This is a genomic window from Neptunitalea lumnitzerae (genome assembly GCF_027924185.1).
In the GTDB taxonomy this organism is placed as follows: Bacteria; Bacteroidota; Bacteroidia; order Flavobacteriales; family Flavobacteriaceae; genus Neptunitalea; species Neptunitalea lumnitzerae.
Window position 1 is genome coordinate 146,804 of the sequence record NZ_BRVO01000003.1, and the last position, 19,947, is coordinate 166,750.

Below are 19,947 nucleotides of genomic sequence, written 5' to 3' on the forward strand. Positions count from 1 at the left end.
TCTAGTAGCCGCTTTAAAAAAGATATTTCTTCATTCGGTAGATAAGTATAAACGACACTACAAATACCAATAGCAACAACCAGCCATACAACAAATTTCCGTAGATGAAATTACCTATGGCAAACAACGCACAATAAATAGCAATAGTACCAACAAAAAAGGCTGTTATTTTATATTTAAAATTACTTAGTTTTTTAGCTTCACCTCCAAATATCTTTTCGTTAAAAGCATCTAAGGTTTCTTGCTTGCTAGGTTTGGTAACCAAACTGGTAATTACCCACCCCAAAGTAGTAACCACTACACCTACTATTAATTTTTGATAATCCTCTAAAAAGTCAAAAAATGGCGTTTCCATTTTTCCATCCACAAAAAACAACAAAGCAATGGCAAATGATATTACCATACCAGCAATCTCACTATATGGATTTATACGGCTCCAAAACCATCTTAAAATAAATAATAAGCCAGTACCTGCCCCAATCTGCAATAACAAATCAAAAGACTCCTTAGCATCCTCTAACACATATAAAGCAATTAAAGCTGCAAAAATCATTAATAAAAAAGTAGCTACTCTACCAACTGCAACCTTACTTTTTTCAGAGGCATTTTTATCTAAAAAACGCACATAAAAGTCATTTACCACATACGAACTCCCCCAATTTAAATGCGTAGAGATAGTACTCATAAAAGCTGCAACTAAAGAAGTAAACACCAACCCTAACAATCCTGAAGGTAAAAAGGTTAACATTGCAGGGTATGACAAATCATCTTTAATATAAGAAGGGTCTAAATCTGAAAAAGCACTTTGTAAAGACGTTAAATCTGGAAACACAATAAGCGATGCTAAACCAATTACAATCCATGGCCACGGACGAATTGCATAATGCGCAAAATTGAAAAACAGTACAGCCCAGGTAGCATGCTTTTCATTTTTAGCTGCTAACATACGTTGTGCTATATATCCACCACCTCCCGGCTCAGAACCTGGGTACCACACACTCCACCATTGCACTGCCAACGGTACTAAAAAGATAGGCACAAATACAGCCGGATTTCCAAAATCTGGCATCATAGCTGTTTTACTTTGCACTAAATCATTACTAAACAACACATCTAAACTACCTATTTGTGGCAAGTTTACTATATAAATACTTGCCCAAATACTACCTACCATAGCAATAATAAATTGTACAAAATCGGTAACTATAACCCCTTTTAAACCACCCAACATAGAATATAAAACGGTAATAACAGATGCTATTAATAAGGTTTCATATTTACTAAAACCAAACATTACATGACCAATCTTAATAGCTGCTACACAAACATTAGCCATAATAACCACATTAAAAAACACTCCTAAATAAATAGCTCTGAAACCTCTTAAAAATGCCGCCGATTTACCACTATACCGCATTTCATAAAATTCCAAATCGGTAGTAATACCGCTTTTACGCCATAATTTGGCATAGAAAAAAACCGTTAACATTCCGGTAAGTAAAAAACTCCACCACACCCAGTTTCCGGCCACTCCATCTTTTCTAATAATTCCAGATACTAAATTTGGGGTATCTACCGCAAAAGTTGTAGCCACCATAGAAACTCCTAAAAGCCACCAAGGCATATTACTATCCGACAGAAAAAATGAACGTGAAGAGCTACCCGATTTTTTAGACAAAAACACTCCAATTAAGAGAGAAAGTAAAAAAAAGGCGCCTAATAATGCAAAATCTAAATTTGAGAGGGTCATATTCTAATTATTTATTAACGACAACGTTGGAAAATGTTAACTACTTAAAATTAAATTTCAATGAGGCATCTAAATAAAAATAAGTTAGTAAATTTATACACCTAAATAACAATTTTATGTCAACAAACATAACAAAAATTGGGGTATTTACCTCGGGAGGTGATTCCCCTGGAATGAATGCTGCAATTAGAGCCGTGGTTAGGACATGTGCCTACCACAATAAAGAGTGTATAGCAATTCATAGAGGTTATCAGGGAATGATTGAAGGTGATTTTGAAGACATGAATGCCCGTAGTGTAAAAGCTATTATTAACCGTGGCGGTACCATCTTGAGGTCTGCACGCTCTTTAGAGTTTAAAACCCCAGAGGGGAGAGCAAAAGCTTATAATAACCTTAAGGAAGCCAATATTGAAGCATTGGTTGCCATAGGTGGTGATGGAACGTTTACCGGAGCAATGATATTTAGCCAGGAATACAATATTCCAATAGTAGGTATCCCCGGTACTATTGACAACGATATTAAAGGTACTACCTACACACTAGGTTATGATACTGCCTTAAATACTGTTGTAGATGCAATTGACAAAATTAGAGATACCGCAAGTTCTCATGACAGATTATTCTTTATTGAAGTTATGGGACGTGATGTTGGACACATTGCTTTAAACGCTGGTATTGGCGCTGGAGCAGAGGAAATCTTAATTCCGGAAGAAAACTTAGGTTTAGACAGATTATTAGAATCTTTAGAAAAAAGTAGACGTTCTGGAAAAACTTCAAGTATTGTAATTGTAGCTGAAGGTGATAACATTGGTAAAAACGTATTTGAATTAAAAGATTACGTTAATGAACATTTACCTTTCTACGACGTACGTGTATCTGTATTAGGACACATGCAACGTGGTGGTTCTCCAACATGTTTTGATAGAGTACTTGCTTCTAGAATGGGAGTAAAAGCAGTAGAAAGCTTACTAGATGGTAAATCTGGTTACATGGTAGGTTTATTACAAGACAAAATGTGCCTTACACCGCTAGACCAAGCAATTAAAGGACACACAGAAATAGATAGAGAATTATTAAGAGTATCAGACATCATGTCTGTTTAATATACTAACTAACAAAAATTAATATAAATTTTAGAATTATGTCAAGTTTAAAAATAGGAATTAACGGTTTCGGTAGAATCGGTAGAATCGTATTCAGAGCAGTAGCAGAAAGAGAAAATGTAGAAGTTGTTGCAATTAACGACTTATTAGATGTTGATCACTTAGCTTACTTATTAAAGTATGATTCTGTTCACGGAAGATTTAACGGAACTGTTGAAGTTGAAGGTGGTAACTTAGTAGTTAACGGTAAAACTGTTAGAATTACTGCTGAGAAAGATCCTAACAACTTAAAATGGGACGAAGTTGGTGCTGATGTTGTTGCTGAATGTACTGGTATCTTCACTACTTTAGAAAAAGCTCAATTCCACATTAACGCTGGTGCTAAGAAAGTAGTTATTTCTGCTCCTTCTGCTGATGCTCCAATGTATGTAATGGGTGTTAACCACACAGAAGCTACAGCTGCAGATACTATTGTTTCTAACGCTTCTTGTACTACTAACTGTTTAGCTCCTATTGCTAAAGTATTAAATGATTCTTTCGGAATTGTTGAAGGTTTAATGACAACTGTACACGCTACAACAGCTACTCAAATGACTGTTGATGGTCCTTCTAGAAAAGACTGGAGAGGTGGTAGAAGTGCACTTGCTAACATTATCCCATCTTCTACAGGAGCTGCTAAAGCGGTAGGTAAAGTTATTCCTGAATTAAACGGAAAACTTACTGGTATGGCATTTAGAGTACCTACTACTGACGTTTCTGTTGTTGACTTAACAGTTCGTTTAGAAAAAGAAACTTCTTACGAAGAAATTTGTGAAGCTATGAAAGCTGCTTCTGAAGGACCAATGAAAGGTGTTCTTGGATATACTACTGAAGCTGTTGTTTCTCAAGATTTCGTTGGAGAAAAACAAACTAGTGTATTTGATGCAGGAGCTGGTATTGGATTAAGCTCTTCATTCTTCAAAGTAGTATCTTGGTACGATAACGAAACAGGATACTCTAACAAACTTGTAGATTTAGCTTTACACGTAGCTTCTCTATAAGCTTAAGAAACAAACACAAACAAACAAATTATATTCAACATTGCTCTTTTAACAGAGAGCAATGTTTTAACCTAAATAGTTTAAAATGATATTAATTGTAGATAGCGGCGCCACCAAAGCAGACTGGATAGCATTAGACGATAACGGTAATCAATTATTCTTTACACAAACCCTTGGTTTAAGCCCAGAGGTTTTACCTAGAGAAATTATTGATGAGCGACTAGCCAACAACTTTGAGCTGTTTAAACACAGAAAAGAAGTAACTCAACTTTTTTTCTACGGAGCAGGTTGTGGTACTCTTCGTATGAGAAATTTCTTAAGAGATATTTTTCAGGCATATTTTCCGAACGGAAAAATTATTGTGAAAGAAGATACTTATGCAGCCGTATACGCTACAGTAACTATTGATGAGCAAGCTATTGTTGCAATTTTAGGTACCGGTTCTAATTGTAGTTACTGGGATGGTCATGAACTTTTCCAAAAAGTTGATTCCTTAGGTTATATTTTAATGGACGACTGTAGTGGTAACTACTTCGGACGTCAATTATTACGTGATTATTATTATCATAAAATACCAAAGCACCTTGCTAGCAAATTTGCTCAGAATTATGATATGGAGGCCGATGTTATTAAGAACCACTTATACAGACAGCCAAACCCTAATACATACTTAGCAACTTTTGCAAGATTTGTAATTGAGAACAAAAAAGAAGAATACATGCAGAAACTTATTAAAAAAGGAATGCAATTATTCATCGATAACTCAATTAGACAGTTTGAACAAGCTGAGCGTGTGCCAATTCACTTTATTGGTAGTATTGCTTTTTATCTGAAAGATGAATTAAATGCTATCCTTAAAGAAAACAACTTAAGCATGGGTAACGTTTTAAGAAAACCTATTGATGGGCTTGTGGAATACCACAAAAACTTAATGTTTGAATAGAACGTACTACATATACCATAAAAAAGGGTTACAATAAAATTGTAACCCTTTTTTATTTCTTTTAAACAACCAACCTACTTAAACAAGTAAATTGATATTTAAAATATTTCTAAAACAATTAGCTTACCACTATTCTACAATAGCAATAACACTAATCTCTACATTTACAAACTTTGGTAAATTAGCTACTTCTACAGTTTCTCTTGCAGGCGCAGTAACCTCGTTAAAATAAGTACCATAAATTGCATTCACTTTTGCAAACTGATTCATATCACTTAAGAAAATAGAGGTTTTAATTACATTTTCAAACGTAATACCAACTTCATCTAAAATTCCTTTAATGTTTTCCATTACTTGCTTTGTTTCTTCCTCAATAGAACCTTCTATTAACTCACCTGTTTTAGGATCAATAGCAATTTGTCCTGAAGTATAAAGCATATTACCTGTTAACACCGCCTGATTATAAGGCCCAATAGGCGCAGGCGCATTGGTAGTGGTTATTATTTTCTTATTCATAAGTATACTATTATAAATTTTGATCGTAAGGTCTTCTCTTCTCCCATTTAAGATCACTCAATACAGATGAGTTGATACCAATAAAGAAATACCAAGAACTTCTTGCACTGAAAGGTACCCAATTAAAGTTTAATTGCCAACTTTCTAAATCTCTTTGAAACCTAAACTGTGTATAAGTAAAGCCATGTTCTTTAAAATCGTAACCAGAAGACACTCCTACTTTCCACCTGGGCGAAAGTTCTATATTACCAGAAAACATTAAAGAATTGGTAGTCAACTCCTGTTGTCTTGCAGGGTTACTATAGGTAAGAGAGTACGCAAATTTTAAATCCCAGGGCACACCATTGCTATAATTCTCATTTTCTATTTCCTTGGTTTCTTTCTTATTTCTGCCCATAGCATCGGCATTGGAGAAATCTTGGTTTTGACCAAACAAATCATCCGTCCTACCACCAGTTACCTGGTTTTCTGGGTTTTCCTCTTCATCATCATCCTTATTCTTCTTTTTAAAACTTTTACTAGAAAAAGAATAGTTAGTAGTTAAATTAGCTTTTGTTAACCTAAACAAACTACCTCCATTATCAATATTAAATTGTTCAATTCTAGTTCCAGAAGCATCAATAGCATACGGATCAAAAGTAGCACCAAAATTAACCGTCATTTTATTGTCAAAAAAGTTAGTACTTCCTGTCATAGTCAAAGGGCTCCACGCTAAGGAGTCTGCCGCTATGTTATATCCAGTACTAAAATTTAAGTTATTCAACAGCTTTATTTTTTTAGGTTCAGTAGCTGTAGAATCCTTATCTCTAACCTTAGCCTCCAGTGTATTGTTCAAACTAAAACTTACCGTATTAGAAAGGTTTCTACCCGGGCTACCATACATACCGCCATTAAAACGAGTATAATCTGCAACAGTACCTTCAGCATCTGCAATATAATAATCGTAATAATTATCAAAACTAGGGGTATACGCATAACTAACAGACGGTCTAACTACATGTCTAATAGCTTGTATTTTTTTATCTTCGCCAAAATTAAACGTACCGTACAATGTAGTACCAAGACTAGCACCAAAATTATAGGTTCCAAATCTATCAAACCCACTTACAGTATCAATAGTAGCTTCATTCAAAGCATTATCGTAATCGTTATACCTTACCGTTTGAAATTGCCAAACATCGGTATAGTTAAAGTTCAAACTAGCGCTTAAATATTTAAACAACTTAAAGTTGGTGGTAACAGGTATACTATGCCTAAAACCAAGCTCCGCATCTTCAAACATTTCCTTTTTGAAAAACAAAGAATCTACCGTTTGTATCTCATTTTTAGCGTTTACACTATATTGAAAATTAATATTTTGAAAAATTCCTTTTTTAGCACCATTAGCAGGTGCAAACGGATAAATACGTTCTACACTAGCTTGTAAAGTAGGCAAGGTCATATTAATAACCTCCGTATTAGTATTTTGTGAATGGGTTGCCGTTAATGAAAGGTTTACCGATGGATACTCTGGAAATGTTTTAGAATAAGATATCGATGACGACATGGTATTATTTAAGAAGTTAGAAGTAGTACTTTGATCTAAAGATTGTTGATAGTACCTACTACTACCTAAGTTTACCGAAGCCGAAAACCTAGAATTAGCACTCGCCTTAGCATCTTGTGAATGACTCCACCTTATATTATAGATACTAGTTCTACCATAATTAGAAAATCCTTTTTGTCCACTAATTAGATTTTCATAATTAATATTAAAATTTCCACTAAACTTATACCTAAGTGAATAGGCAGATTGCGCACTAAAACCATAACTACCGTTGGTATAGTAATCTCCTTGTAATGCCAAATCTACATAATCACTAATAGCAAAGTAATACCCTCCGTTTTGAATAAAGTATCCTCTACTCCCCTCTCCAAAAGTTGGAAATATTAAACCAGACTTACGCTCGCTAGTCATAGGAAAAAATGCAAACGGAGCAACAATTGGTGTAGGCACATCATAGAAAAACATCTGGCTTACCCCAGCAATCACTTTAACCCCTGGTACCAATACCCCTTTATCTATTTTAATATAATACTCTGGGTCATCATCTGGGTGAGAAGATGTTGTTAATTTGGTATTGTAGATATAATATAAAGTATCGTTTTCTTTTTTAACAATTTCAGTTCGTACATTCATTTCTCCCTGAACTGTTCTAGAACCGTACACCAATCCCTTTTGGGTATCAATATTCACCAACAAAGAGTCTGGGTTAACACTTTGCCCACCCTGATTAAATACAGGCAATTGCGTATAGGTCCCTGTACTATCTACTATACCTTTCGCGTATGCTTCATTTTTATTTAAATCTACAATAATCTGCCCGGCATTAAGCTCCATATCTCCATACTTAAGATAGGCATCATCGTATAGGTATATTTTATTTTCTTTTACATTGTATTTGCGGTACCCTTTTGCGTTGTCTATTACCTTACTAGTTAGCAAAGGTTTCTTTTTAGGCAGGGTATCTGTTTCTGAAGAATCTACAACAACTTCTATTCCCTCTATCTCTGTCAAAGGTTGCGTTTCAACCACCAAAGGATCTGGTGACTTAAACTTTTCACTGGGTGCTACATTTACATTATTCTTGTCTCCCGTTTCTTGGGCCGTTGCAAAAAAACCTAAGAACAGAAATAGAAAAATAAAATAAATTGACTTTTCCGGATATTTCAACTTTTATAACACTTAACTTTAAACAATACTTGCTACAATTACAGCTAATTTTCAGAATCTCAACAAGATTTTAAAGCCTGTAACTTCAAACCAACACTCGATAGCTTATAGTTCTTTTTTGACGAGCCAAACATACGCATATTTTTTTGGTCAAGAACACAACTTAAACAATAATTTACCATACTTTAAACATATTTTTTTGTGAATTAGTACTATTTTTATCAAAAATTTTACCAAAAACTTTATGCAGCGCAACATTTTGGCATATTGTATGTTCTATAAAGGAAAAAACAGTATTCAAATGAATCATTTTTTTAAAGTAATTACATTAGTTTGTTTATTATTTAGTTCGTTATTAACCTTCGGAAACCCGCCAAACGACGATAAGTTTGTAGTGGTTTTAGATGCAGGGCATGGAGGAAAAGATCCTGGAAAAGTTTCGCATGGTTATAACGAAAAAGATATTGCCTTAAAAATTGTTTTGGCAATAGGAAAAGAGTTAGAAAAAGACCCAAAAATAAAAGTAGTTTACACTAGAAAGACCGATGTTTTTGTAGAATTGGTAGAGCGTGGTAGAATTGCCAACAAAGCAAACGCCAATTTATTTGTATCTGTACACTGCAATGCACATACCAGCAGCGCCTCTGGTACAGAAACTTATGTATTGGGATTACATGGTAACAAAAAGAATTTTGAAGTAGCAAAAGCGGAAAACGAAGTAATCTTCTTAGAGGATAACTACGAAACCAATTATGCAGGGTTTGATATTAATGCCCCTGAAGCTACTATTAATATTACCATAGGACAAGAAGAAAATTTGAGTCAGAGTATTGAAATAGCAAAAATGATTCAAGATAAATTCACCAATACTTTAAAGCGCAAAAACCGTGGCGTAAAACAGGCCGCTTTTGTTGTATTGCACCAAACTATTATGCCAAGTGTATTAATAGAAACTGGTTTTATTACCAATACCGAAGAACGTAATTTCTTAAAGTCTACCTCAGGGCAATCTAAAATATCACACGCTATTGTAGAAGCTATTTATGGCTATAAAACTATTATAGATGAAAATACAGGAAATGTACTTATAAGCCCTCATGTACCCGTAACACCTGTAGTAGCTACCCCAGAAGAAACATTAAATACCTCTAACAACGCTATTATATTTAAGGTACAAATTGCATCTAGCTCTAGAGATCTCCCTCTTAAGCCAGAAAACTTCAACGGGCTAAAAACCATTTCTCAAGAAAAGGCAGGTACCATATACAGATACTTCTACGGAGCCACCAATAGTTATGACAGAGCCAAAGTTCTGTTAAAAGAAGCTAAAAAGAGTAGTTACAATGATGCTTATATTGTAGCTTTCCGAAATGGTACTAAAATTAGTGTTACAGAGGCTATAAAATCAGCCTCAAATTAAACACGGTATCTTGAAAAATAATTTCTACATTTGTTTAAATAAAAAAAATAGCATTGAAAATTTCTAAAGAAGCAAAAACGGCTGTTATTGTATTAAGTGGTATTATCCTTTTTATCTTAGGGATGAATTTCTTAATGTCTAATTCAATATTCAGCAATGCGCGAACTTATTATGCTGAGTTTGATCATTCCGGGGGTTTACAACCTTCTACTCCGGTTACCGTTAACGGGAAAAAAATAGGTACAGTTTCAGAAGTAGAATTAAGACAATCTGACTCTAAAATTGTAGTAACTTTTAATGTTGATAGCGATTATCAATTTTCTAAAAACAGTACTGCAGAATTATATAAAAGTTTATTAGGCAATGCTGGTTTACAAATTATACCAGCCCAAGACAATGCCGGTTATGCACAAGCAGGCACCACTATTAAAAGTCGTGTACAAACGGGTATGGTAGAATCTATTACCAATCAATTAGACCCTCTACGTGTAAAGTTAGAAAAGGCCTTAACCAGTGCAGATACACTTATTAATAACTTAAATAGTGTATTAGACGACCAGACCAAACACAACTTAAAAAGTAGCATTAGTGGCTTAAATGATGTTGTTGGCAATTTTAAAGATGCCTCTAACAACTTCAATGATATTTTAGAAAATAACAAAGAAAAATTAACCGTATCTTTAGACAGCGTACAGTCTATTACAGGCAATGTTGCTAGCATTACTTCGCAAATAGAAAAAGGAGATATAGAAGCTTCTTTAATTAAATTTAATAATGCTATGACCCGTTTAGATAGCTTAATGGCTAATTTAGAAGGTGGCGAAGGAAACCTTGGTAAATTACTAAAGGATGAGCAACTGTATGACAATCTAAAAGGTGCTAGCAAGCAATTGGAAGAATTGCTACAAGACATGAAATTAAATCCAAAACGATACGTTCACTTCTCTGTATTTGGTAAAAAAAATAAAGAATATCAGCCCCCCTCTGATGAAAATCAATAATACCTATGGACCATTTGCTAGACAACATAGTATTTGCAATTATTTTATTTGCAGGGATAGGTTTTTTTAGCGTTAATGTAAAAAAGCTTATACGTAATATTAAATTAGGAAAATCTGTTGACCGATCAGACAACAGCAGTGCGCGATGGAAAAACATGGCGCTTATTGCTTTAGGGCAACAGAAAATGGTAAAAAAACCTATTGCCGGTTTTTTACATATTTTAGTTTACGCAGGCTTTATTATTATAAATATTGAAGTTCTAGAAATTATAGTTGACGGACTATTTAATACCCATAGAGCTTTTAGTTTTCTGGGTGGGCTTTACAATTTTCTTATAGGAAGCTTTGAAATTTTAGCACTTCTTGTAATTGTTGCCGTTGTTATCTTTTGGATTAGAAGAAACATTATAAGGCTTCAACGCTTCTGGAAACCTGAAATGAAAGGGTGGCCTAAAAGTGATGGTAACATCATTTTATACTTTGAAATGGTTTTAATGACCCTTTTCTTAACCATGAATGCAGCAGACTTTGCTATTCAACATGGTAATTTTGCAGAAAACCATCATTACATAACTGCGGGTGCATATCCTGTTAGTGGCCCTATTAGTGCTTTGTTCTCTAATTTAGGGTACAGCACCTTAGTAATTATAGAAAGAACTTGTTGGTGGTTACACATTGCAGGTATTTTGGTGTTTTTAAATTATTTATATTACTCAAAACACCTTCATATTTTATTAGCATTTCCAAATACGTATTTTGCCAACTTAAATCCGAAAGGTCAATTTACCAATGTAGAATCGGTTACAAATGAGGTTAAGTTAATGATGGACCCTAATGCCGACCCATTTGCAGCACCCGAGGAGACTGAAAGTGATGAAATGCCAGAAAAATTTGGAGCTAGTGACGTTACAGACCTTAATTGGGTACAATTATTAAATGCATATACCTGTACCGAATGTGGTAGATGCACAAGTGAGTGCCCTGCTAACCAAACCGGTAAAAAACTGTCGCCCAGAAAAATTATGATGGACACCAGAGACCGTTTGGAAGAAGTAGGTAAAAATATAGATGCCAATAAAGGTACTTTTAAAGAAGACGGTAAACAATTATTAAACGATTATATAACTAAAGAAGAGTTATGGGCTTGTACTTCTTGTAATGCGTGTGTTGAAGCATGCCCTGTAAATATTGACCCGTTATCAATAATTACAGAAATGAGAAGATATTTGGTTATGGAAGAGTCGGCTGCACCGGTTGAGTTAAATAATATGATGACCAATATTGAAAATAACGGAGCACCTTGGCCATATAACCAGATGGACAGACTTAATTGGAAAGACGAAGCATAAAACTTAAACCACTATTACACAATTTTTATTAAATCATGAAAAAGGAAGACGTAACAAAGCTATTACATGAGAAGTTAGCTAACGGAGAGCACATTAGCCCAGTACTACCAGAAGGTATTAAAAACTACCTTATTGATATTGATGGTACTGTGACTGAGGATGTGCCAAATGAAGAGCCGGAAAGAATGGTTACTTGTGAACCTTTCCCTGATGCTTTAGCCACACTTAACAAGTGGTATGAAGAAGGACACATTATTACTTTCTTTACTTCTAGAACAGAAGAACACAGAGAAGTAACTGAAGCATGGTTAGATAAACACGAATTTAAATATCATGGTTTATTAATGAACAAACCAAGAGGTGGTAACTACCATTGGGTTGATAACCATTTGGTAAGAGCTACCCGTTATAGAGGTAAGTTTACAGACCTTATAGAAAAAGAGGTTACCATCGAAGTATTTGACGATGGAGAATATGATGATTAACACATAGGCTTACACAGCCTATTGTGTTTTTATATAAATAATACAGTTATGGGTAACGAAACATTATACGTACCTACCATGGCTGAAATGATGGCTTCTGGAAAAACTCCAGATGTATTGTTTTGGGTAGGGTGCGCAGGTAGCTTTGATGATAGAGCTAAAAAAATAACGAAAGCATTTGTAAAACTTCTAAACAAAGCAAATGTAGATTTTGCTGTTTTAGGTACCGAAGAAAGTTGTACCGGAGACCCTGCCAAGCGTGCCGGAAATGAGTTTCTATTTCAAATGCAGGCAATGACTAATATTGAAGTATTAAATGCTTATGAGGTCAAGAAAATTGTAACTACCTGCCCGCACTGTTTTAACACGTTAAAAAATGAATACCCTTCTCTTGGTGGTAACTATAAAGTAATGCACCACACACAATTTTTAAAAACCTTATTAGAAGAAGGAAAATTAAAAATTGAAGGAGGTTCTTTTAAAGGTAAAAAAATTACTTTTCACGATCCTTGCTACTTAGGTAGAGCTAACGGCGTTTATGAAGCTCCGCGTGAGCTTATAAAAAAACTAGAAGCCGAATTAATTGAAATGAAACGATGCAAACAAAACGGTTTGTGTTGTGGTGCTGGTGGTGCTCAAATGTTTAAGGAGGCAGAAAAAGGAGACAAAGAAATTAACATTGAAAGAACTGAAGAAGCTTTAGAAACAAAACCAGATATTATTGCAGCAGGATGCCCGTTTTGCAATACTATGATTACCGATGGTGTTAAAGCTAAAGAAAAAGAAAGCAGTGTAAAAGTTTTAGACATTGCAGAATTAATAACCAACGCACAAGATTTATAACTTTATGATTTTAAAACACCTAACCACCCTTTTCACATTTTTATTAATTACATCAATTGGTTTTAGCCAAACAACCAAAGACGAATTACTAAAGGGAGCAGCTCAGCATGCTTGTGACTGTTTTACTAGTAAAGACATCGACTTTGAAAACATCACAGACAAAAACATTGAAGTAGAATTAGGTATCTGTATACTTTCTTACTACAAAGACCATAAAGAAGCTATTGAAAGTGAATATGGTAATATACTAAAAGATACTGCTGCCATGGAGAACTTTGCAGTTGATGTAGGTATTGAAATGGCAGGTTTTTGCCCAGAAGCTTTAATAGCCATCACAGGAGATGAAGCATTTGAAGAGGAAGAAACCTATGAAACCTATGCCCTTAAAGGCACTATTCTTAACATTAATACAGACCAATTTGTTTATATTGAAGTTAAAGATGAAAACGGTAAAAGATTTAAAATTTACTGGTTAGATTACTTTGAAGGAGATTCTATTATTTTAGACCTTTTAGACCAGAAAAAAGTAGATAAAAAGTCTTATTATATAGAGTATACTTTTGTTGAGCTATTTGACCCATCAACAAAAGAATACAGAAATTTTAAAGTTTTAACAAACGTATCTGAATAAGAAAATATGTTAGTACCATTTGAAAATTTACCGGAGCATTCTAGAGTTTGGATTTACCAATGCAACCGAAGTCTAACAGAAGATGAGATAACTGAGATAGAAGAAAAAACAAGCACTTTTTTATCAAACTGGGCAGCACACGGAACCCCTCTTGAGGCTTCGTTTTTATTAAAATATAAGCGCTTTTTAATTATAGCTATCAACCAAGATACGCAGGCTGCAACAGGTTGTTCTATAGACGACTCTGTAGCTTTTATCCAATCTTTAGAAAAAGCTTATAATATAGACCTTATGGACAAAATGAATGTAAGCTACAAACAAGGAGAATTTATTGCTTACAAACCTTTAGCAGATTTCAAAAAAATGGCTAAGAATAAGTCCGTATCTCCTAAAACTATCGTGTTCAATAATTTAGTTACAAATAAATTTGAGTTTGAAAACTCTTGGGAAGTTCCTGCTGAAGATAGCTGGCACGCCCGTTTTATGAACTAAAAGTGTTAAAAATACATTCAAAGCCAAAATTGTAGATAATCACTACAATTTTGGCTTTTTATTTTAGTTACTACTATGTATATTACACGGTATATAGTGCCACTTTGGCAAGGTATTTTCATACTAAAATCATACAACTAGACTCCAAATGCAGAAAACATTTTTTATTATAAGCTTACTTATTGTTTCTTTTCTAAATGGGCAAAACACCAATCCGCTGTTAGCGCCAGACGCCGTAGCACAACAACGCTGGGTAGATAGTGTATACACCAGTTTGTCTGTAGAAGAAAGAATAGGTCAATTATTTGTGGTAGATGTTTTTTCTTCCAAAGGAAAAGCAGAAGAAAACCGCATTATGAAGCTGGTAAAAGAAAATAAAATTGGAGGTTTAATTTTTTCCAAAGGTGGCCCTTTAAGACAAGCAGAAATAAACAACAATTTACAAGCAGCTTCTAAAGTACCCTTAATGGTAAGTATGGATGCCGAATGGGGACTGGCGATGCGCTTAGACTCCACCTATGCTTTTCCTTGGAATATGACTTTAGGTGCTTTAGAAAACAACAAGCTAGTAGAAGAAGTTGGGTACCGAGTTGGCTTACATGCTAAAAGATTAGGTGTACATATTAACTTTGCTCCTGTATCTGATATTAACACCAACCCTAAAAACCCTATTATTGGTAACAGGTCTTTTGGAGAAGACAAATACAATGTTACCGATAAAGCAGTAGCTTTTATGACCGGTATGCAAAGCGCAGGAGTATTAGCGAATGCCAAGCACTTTCCTGGGCATGGAGATACCGACCAAGATTCTCATAAAACCTTACCTACCATAAGTTTTGATGAAGCTAGAATAGATTCGGTAGAATTATACCCATACAGAAAGCTGTTTAGTGAAGGACTTGCTAGTGTTATGGTAGCGCACCTTAATGTACCTGCACTTGAATCTAGAAGCAACTACCCCTCCTCTATTTCTGAGGTAATAGTTACCGATTTACTACAAAAAAAATTAGGCTTTAAAGGTTTGGTTTTTACAGATGCATTAAGCATGAAAGGAGCTTCTAATTTTTCTGAACCAGGAGATATTGATCTTGCTGCTTTTCTTGCTGGTAACGATGTTTTACTTATATCTAAAGACATCCCAAAGGCATGTATTAAACTGAAAGAGGCCTATGACAATAATATTATTACAGAAGAACGTTTAGCCCATTCTGTAAAGAAAATTTTAATGGCTAAATATAAAGTGGGGTTAAATGATTATCATCCGGTTGAAACTAACCACCTTATTGAAGACCTGAATACTATTAATGACACCCTACTTTATCAAAAAGTAATGGAAGAAGCGCTTACCATTGTAAAAAATGAAAAAGACTTACTACCATTAAGAAATTTAGATAAAAGAAAAATAGCTTATGTTGGTTTAGGCGATGACTCAGGAGAAACCTTTGTAAAAAGCTTACAGCTATATGCTCCAATAGATACAATATCTACAGAACGCCTTGATAAAATGAAGGAAAAATTAAAACCTTACAACACGGTTATTATTGGACTTCACAGATCTAATGCTTCTCCTTGGAAAGATTATCAGTTTACCGAACAAGAACTTGTTTGGCTATATGAACTTTCTAGAGAAAAAGATGTAATACTGGATATTTTTGTAAAACCATACGCACTGCTAGATCTTACTTCTACTACCAACATGAATGCTGTAGTAGTTAGTTACCAAAACAGTGATATTGCACAAGAAAAATCTGCCGAGCTTATTTTTGGAGCTATTGGTGCTGTAGGTAAACTACCTGTTACTGCTAATGAAGATTTCCCGGTAAACACCTGCTTAACTACAAATCCGCTTTCTAGACTTAAATACGGTCTTCCGGAAAGTGTAGGTATGAGTTCTGAAAAACTTAAAGAAATTGATGTCATTGCCAATAAAGTGCTAAAACAACAAATGGCACCTGGCATGCAAATTCTAGTAGCTAGAAAAGGTACCGTTATTTATAATAAAAGTTTTGGTTACCACACATTTGATAAAAAGATACCCGTAATAGATACCGATGTGTTTGATGTTGCATCGCTCACTAAAATATTAGCTTCTGTACCAGAAATTATGAAATTAGTAGAAGAAGGCACGTTGTCTTTAGACACTAAATTGGTAGAAATGCTACCAGAACTAAAGAACACCAATAAAGCTAATATTACCTTAAAAGCTTTATTAACACATACAGCCCGCTTACAACCTTGGATACCTTTTTATAAAAGTACCCTTGATAAAAACAATAAACCAGACACTTTATATTACCGAACAAAACCTGAAGTTGGTTTTAGTATTCAAGTAAGTGACAGTTTATATATGAGAACAGATTACAAAGACTCTCTGTATCAACAAGTATTTAAAAGCGATTTATTACCACAAAAAGGGTACAAATACAGTGACTTGGGCTACTTTATTTTAAAAAAATACTTAGAAGATCATTACAAACACAGTCTTGATACCTTGGTGCAAGACCACTTTTATAAATCATTAGGAGCCAACCATACAGTATACAATCCTTTAAAAGAATTTCCTAAGGTAGCCATTGTACCCACAGAAGAAGACAACTATTTTAGATATACAAAAGTAGAGGGCTTTGTACATGACATGGGAGCCGCTATGCTAGGTGGTGTTGGTGGTCACGCAGGTATTTTTAGTAACGCAAATGATATTGCTAAAATAATGCAAACGTATTTGCAAGATGGTTTTTATGGAGGTCATAGATATTTTACTCCAGAAACCATAGCACTATTTAATACTTGTTATTATTGTTCTAAAGATATCAGACGAGGTGCAGGTTTTGATAAACCAGAACCAGATGGCCATGCAAGTAACACATGTGGTTGCGTACCTTTAAGCAGCTTTGGACATAGTGGTTTTACAGGAACCTATACATGGGCAGACCCAGAAAATGAGATTATTTATGTTTTCTTAAGCAACAGAACATACCCTACACAAAATAATACCAAGCTTATCAAAAATGATATAAGAACAGATATTCAAGAAATTATATACGAAGCTATTCAAGACCCGCAATAATAGAGATTAAATGCTTGCGGGCTTTCTACAAAAACAGTTATTCACAATCCCATACAAAATTAGCTACTTTACTACCTGTCATAGCTCCTAGATTGTAATGCCACCATTCACTTTCTATGGCATTAAAACCATATTTTTCCATGGTAGTTTTTAAAAGGTTTCTATGTTCTAAAACTTCCGCTGGTAAGTCTTTGTAAGTATGGTGTGCCTTTTGTCCAAAAAAATCAAATCCGGTTCCCATAGGCAGCTCATTACCTTCCATATCTACCAAAGTAATATCTACAGCACCACCTCTATTATGAATAGACCCTTTAGCTGGATCTGCCACATACATTGGATTAGGAACAAGTTTCCACATCTTTTTTTGTACATCTAACGGACGGTAACAATCAAAGAACTTAATTCTATATCCTTGACTTAAAAAGTCTGTATTAGCCTTTAATAACTGCTTTGCTGTTTTGGCTCTTGTATAACACTCTGCGCAATCATACACAGCTGTTTTCAGAAAATTATTATCGGTTGCATAGCGCATATCAAAAGCAAAGTCATTACTATAATCTGCAAGCCTAACAAAAGAAGTATCTGCCAAAGATTCTAATTCAGTTAATGGTTTTAAAGGTTGTACAGAATCTTGTTCTTCTTCAATAACAGCTACTTTTTCTACCATAGCACTATCATTTAAAACAACACTTTCTTTCTTAGATACTTGTATTTTATTTTCCTGTTTACAAGCAACAACCAAACCTACAGCCAACAGTAAAAAAGCATATTTCATCATATATAAAAGAATTACGTCCCTAAAATTAAGTAAATAATCTTAAGGGACGTAATTAAAAAAAAACGAATGGCATTTAATATATAACTCCCAGCAAACCTAATAGCTGTGCACAAATAATAAGTACAACCATAGCTATAGGGTACACTGTGGCATAAGCAATAGAAGGTGCATTGCTATCGGTCATAGAATCCGTAGCCGCTAAACCAGGCGTACTAGTCATAGCACCCGTCAAGGTACCTAACATAGAAAGCACATTTACTTTTAAAAATATTTTAGCTACCAAAGCCCCTAATATCATAGGTACTAAGGTGATAACTCCACCTATAAGAAATAATTCAATTCCGTATTGTTCAAAGGTTTCTACAATAGTTGCCCCTGCTTTAGTACCTACAGAAGCTAAAAACAACATCAAACCTAACTGTCTTAATAACTGGTTAGCACTACCACTCATAGTCCATAATATAGGTCCTGTTTTACCCAATCTACCTAACATCATAGAAACAATTAGAATACCACCGGTAAGGCCTAAACTAAATTCAAAAGAGGTTCCGAAAGAAAGTGACACTTTACCTAATACAATACCTAATACAATACCTGTAGCAATAGGGAAAAAGTTAGTATCTGAAAGTTTAGAGTTATTATCTCCTAATAATTCACCTACTTGCCCTATTTGTTCTTTATCACAAAGCACCATAATCTTATCTCCCATTTGCAATTTTACATTTGGGCTAGGCGCCAATTCAATACCACTACGTCTAATTCTGGTAACCGTAGCGTTGTATTTAGAACGTAAGTGAAGTTCTCCTAAAGGTTTATTAACGAGCTCTGTCTTGGTAACCAATAAAGACTGCACTACATAATTTTCACCTAAAGTAATATCCACTTCTTCTTTAGGTCCAATAAGCAATTCAATTCTTCTTAAAGCCTCATCAGTACCTACTGCCATAATGTAATCTCCTTTATGCAGTTTGGTATTGGTATTAGGCGTAAATGTTTTGTCGCCATGTTTAACTCTAGAGATAACTCCTTTAGTCATAGAACGTACGCGCAATTCACCAATAGTTCTATCTATAGCACCCTCATTTTCTACAATATAATTACGGGTGTGTAGTGGTTCAAAACCTACTTGGGTTTTATCGTTATACTCTTTTTCTGCTTTTTTAATATCCACTCTAAATAATTTAGGATACAACCTTACAAAAAGAATAACGCCAATAACCCCAAACGGGTAAGCAATACCGTAACCAATAGAAGCCAAACTAGAATGGGTAACATCTATAGCTGCTGCTAAACCAGGAGTACTAGTTAAAGCACCTGCCAATAAACCAATAGCAATAGGTTTATCTACCCCTAAAAACAAAATAGCCCCTAGGGTAAGCAATGCAGCAGATATAACTACTACAAAAGCCATGATTACCAAATTTTTCCCTTGATTTCTGAACGATTCAAAAAAACCGGGACCTGCTTGCAGACCAATGGTATAAATGAATAAAATTAATCCTATTTTTTCTAGAATATTGGGTAATGATACTCCATAATTCCCAAAAAATAGCGCCACAAAAATAATTGCTGAAATGTCTAACGAGATACCTTTAACCTTAATATTTCCTACTATAAAACCGAGGCAAATAATTAAGAAGAGAGCCAAATAGCTAGTGTTGATAATGTCCATATAATTACTCTTTAATTATATTTAAAAAATAGTTAGTTAGTTTTAATCAGTAACAAATGTACAGGTAAGTACCAAACATGAAACTGACATTTATCAACAAAAAGTACGTAAATTATTCTAGAAAACTACGCACATTTTTAAAAT

At 34.4% G+C, this 19,947-nt stretch carries 16 protein-coding genes; 11 read left to right on the plus strand and 5 right to left on the minus strand.

Translation table 11 applies throughout. The annotated features are described in order from the left end of the window. Positions 1-13: 13 nt before the first annotated feature. Complete coding sequence (locus tag Y10_RS12965; RefSeq protein ID WP_281765834.1) at positions 14-1,750, minus strand: sodium:solute symporter family protein; 1,737 nt, start codon at positions 1,748-1,750, stop codon at positions 14-16. A 116-nt stretch (positions 1,751-1,866) separates the two neighbouring features. Here Y10_RS12965 and pfkA point away from each other — a divergent pair, with 116 nt between their 5' ends. From pfkA to Y10_RS12980, 3 genes are all read left to right on the plus strand, one after another. Next, complete coding sequence (gene pfkA / locus Y10_RS12970; protein WP_281765835.1) at positions 1,867-2,853, plus strand: 6-phosphofructokinase; 987 nt, start codon at positions 1,867-1,869, stop codon at positions 2,851-2,853. A gap of 38 nt (positions 2,854-2,891) precedes the next feature. Continuing rightward, positions 2,892-3,893 (plus strand): type I glyceraldehyde-3-phosphate dehydrogenase, encoded by a 1,002-nt coding sequence (gene gap / locus Y10_RS12975; RefSeq protein ID WP_281765836.1) that lies wholly within the window; start codon positions 2,892-2,894, stop codon positions 3,891-3,893. Positions 3,894-3,978: 85 nt separating this feature from the next. Continuing rightward, positions 3,979-4,836, plus strand: coding sequence for an N-acetylglucosamine kinase (locus tag Y10_RS12980; protein ID WP_281765837.1), 858 nt, complete (start codon positions 3,979-3,981; stop codon positions 4,834-4,836). Between the two features lie 129 nt (positions 4,837-4,965). Here the strand turns inward: Y10_RS12980 and Y10_RS12985 are convergent, their stop codons facing one another. Both Y10_RS12985 and Y10_RS12990 read right to left on the minus strand, forming a co-directional pair. Next, on the minus strand, positions 4,966-5,352 hold the full coding sequence (locus tag Y10_RS12985; protein ID WP_281765838.1) for a RidA family protein: 387 nt from the start codon (positions 5,350-5,352) through the stop codon (positions 4,966-4,968). Positions 5,353-5,362: 10 nt separating this feature from the next. Continuing rightward, positions 5,363-8,065 (minus strand): putative LPS assembly protein LptD, encoded by a 2,703-nt coding sequence (locus Y10_RS12990; protein WP_281765839.1) that lies wholly within the window; start codon positions 8,063-8,065, stop codon positions 5,363-5,365. A gap of 301 nt (positions 8,066-8,366) precedes the next feature. On the opposite strand from Y10_RS12990, the gene Y10_RS12995 reads away from it, so the two are divergent. The 8 genes from Y10_RS12995 to Y10_RS13030 all read left to right on the plus strand — a co-directional run bounded on the left by Y10_RS12995 (position 8,367) and on the right by Y10_RS13030 (position 17,353). Beyond that, positions 8,367-9,485: an N-acetylmuramoyl-L-alanine amidase family protein gene (locus Y10_RS12995; RefSeq protein WP_281765840.1), complete on the plus strand. Its 1,119-nt coding sequence runs from the start codon at positions 8,367-8,369 to the stop codon at positions 9,483-9,485. Between the two features lie 53 nt (positions 9,486-9,538). Next, on the plus strand, positions 9,539-10,486 hold the full coding sequence (locus tag Y10_RS13000) for an MlaD family protein (RefSeq protein WP_281765841.1): 948 nt from the start codon (positions 9,539-9,541) through the stop codon (positions 10,484-10,486). 5 nt (positions 10,487-10,491) lie between these two features. Further along, positions 10,492-11,835 (plus strand): (Fe-S)-binding protein, encoded by a 1,344-nt coding sequence (locus tag Y10_RS13005; protein ID WP_281765842.1) that lies wholly within the window; start codon positions 10,492-10,494, stop codon positions 11,833-11,835. 35 nt (positions 11,836-11,870) lie between these two features. Further along, complete coding sequence (locus Y10_RS13010; RefSeq protein WP_281765843.1) at positions 11,871-12,320, plus strand: LNS2 domain-containing protein; 450 nt, start codon at positions 11,871-11,873, stop codon at positions 12,318-12,320. Positions 12,321-12,368: 48 nt separating this feature from the next. Then, the gene (locus Y10_RS13015) at positions 12,369-13,163 is read left to right on the plus strand and encodes a (Fe-S)-binding protein (protein WP_281765844.1); all 795 of its coding nucleotides are present in this window, start codon (positions 12,369-12,371) and stop codon (positions 13,161-13,163) included. A gap of 4 nt (positions 13,164-13,167) precedes the next feature. Beyond that, positions 13,168-13,794 carry a hypothetical protein gene (locus Y10_RS13020; protein ID WP_281765845.1) on the plus strand — a complete coding sequence of 209 codons (627 nt, stop codon included), beginning with the start codon at positions 13,168-13,170 and terminating at the stop codon, positions 13,792-13,794. A gap of 6 nt (positions 13,795-13,800) precedes the next feature. Continuing rightward, positions 13,801-14,286: an ABC transporter ATPase gene (locus tag Y10_RS13025; RefSeq protein WP_281765846.1), complete on the plus strand. Its 486-nt coding sequence runs from the start codon at positions 13,801-13,803 to the stop codon at positions 14,284-14,286. Between the two features lie 148 nt (positions 14,287-14,434). Continuing rightward, complete coding sequence (locus Y10_RS13030; RefSeq protein ID WP_281765847.1) at positions 14,435-17,353, plus strand: glycoside hydrolase family 3 N-terminal domain-containing protein; 2,919 nt, start codon at positions 14,435-14,437, stop codon at positions 17,351-17,353. Between the two features lie 37 nt (positions 17,354-17,390). Here Y10_RS13030 and Y10_RS13035 read toward each other — a convergent pair whose 3' ends face one another. Together Y10_RS13035 and Y10_RS13040 are read right to left on the minus strand one after the other, a co-directional pair. After that, a complete protein-coding gene (locus Y10_RS13035) occupies positions 17,391-18,128 on the minus strand; it encodes a M15 family metallopeptidase (RefSeq protein ID WP_281766185.1) in 738 nt (245 codons plus the stop codon). Between the two features lie 76 nt (positions 18,129-18,204). After that, entirely contained in the window at positions 18,205-19,803 is a 1,599-nt protein-coding gene (locus tag Y10_RS13040; protein ID WP_281765848.1) for an aspartate:alanine exchanger family transporter, read from the minus strand. Positions 19,804-19,947: the final 144 nt, after the last annotated feature.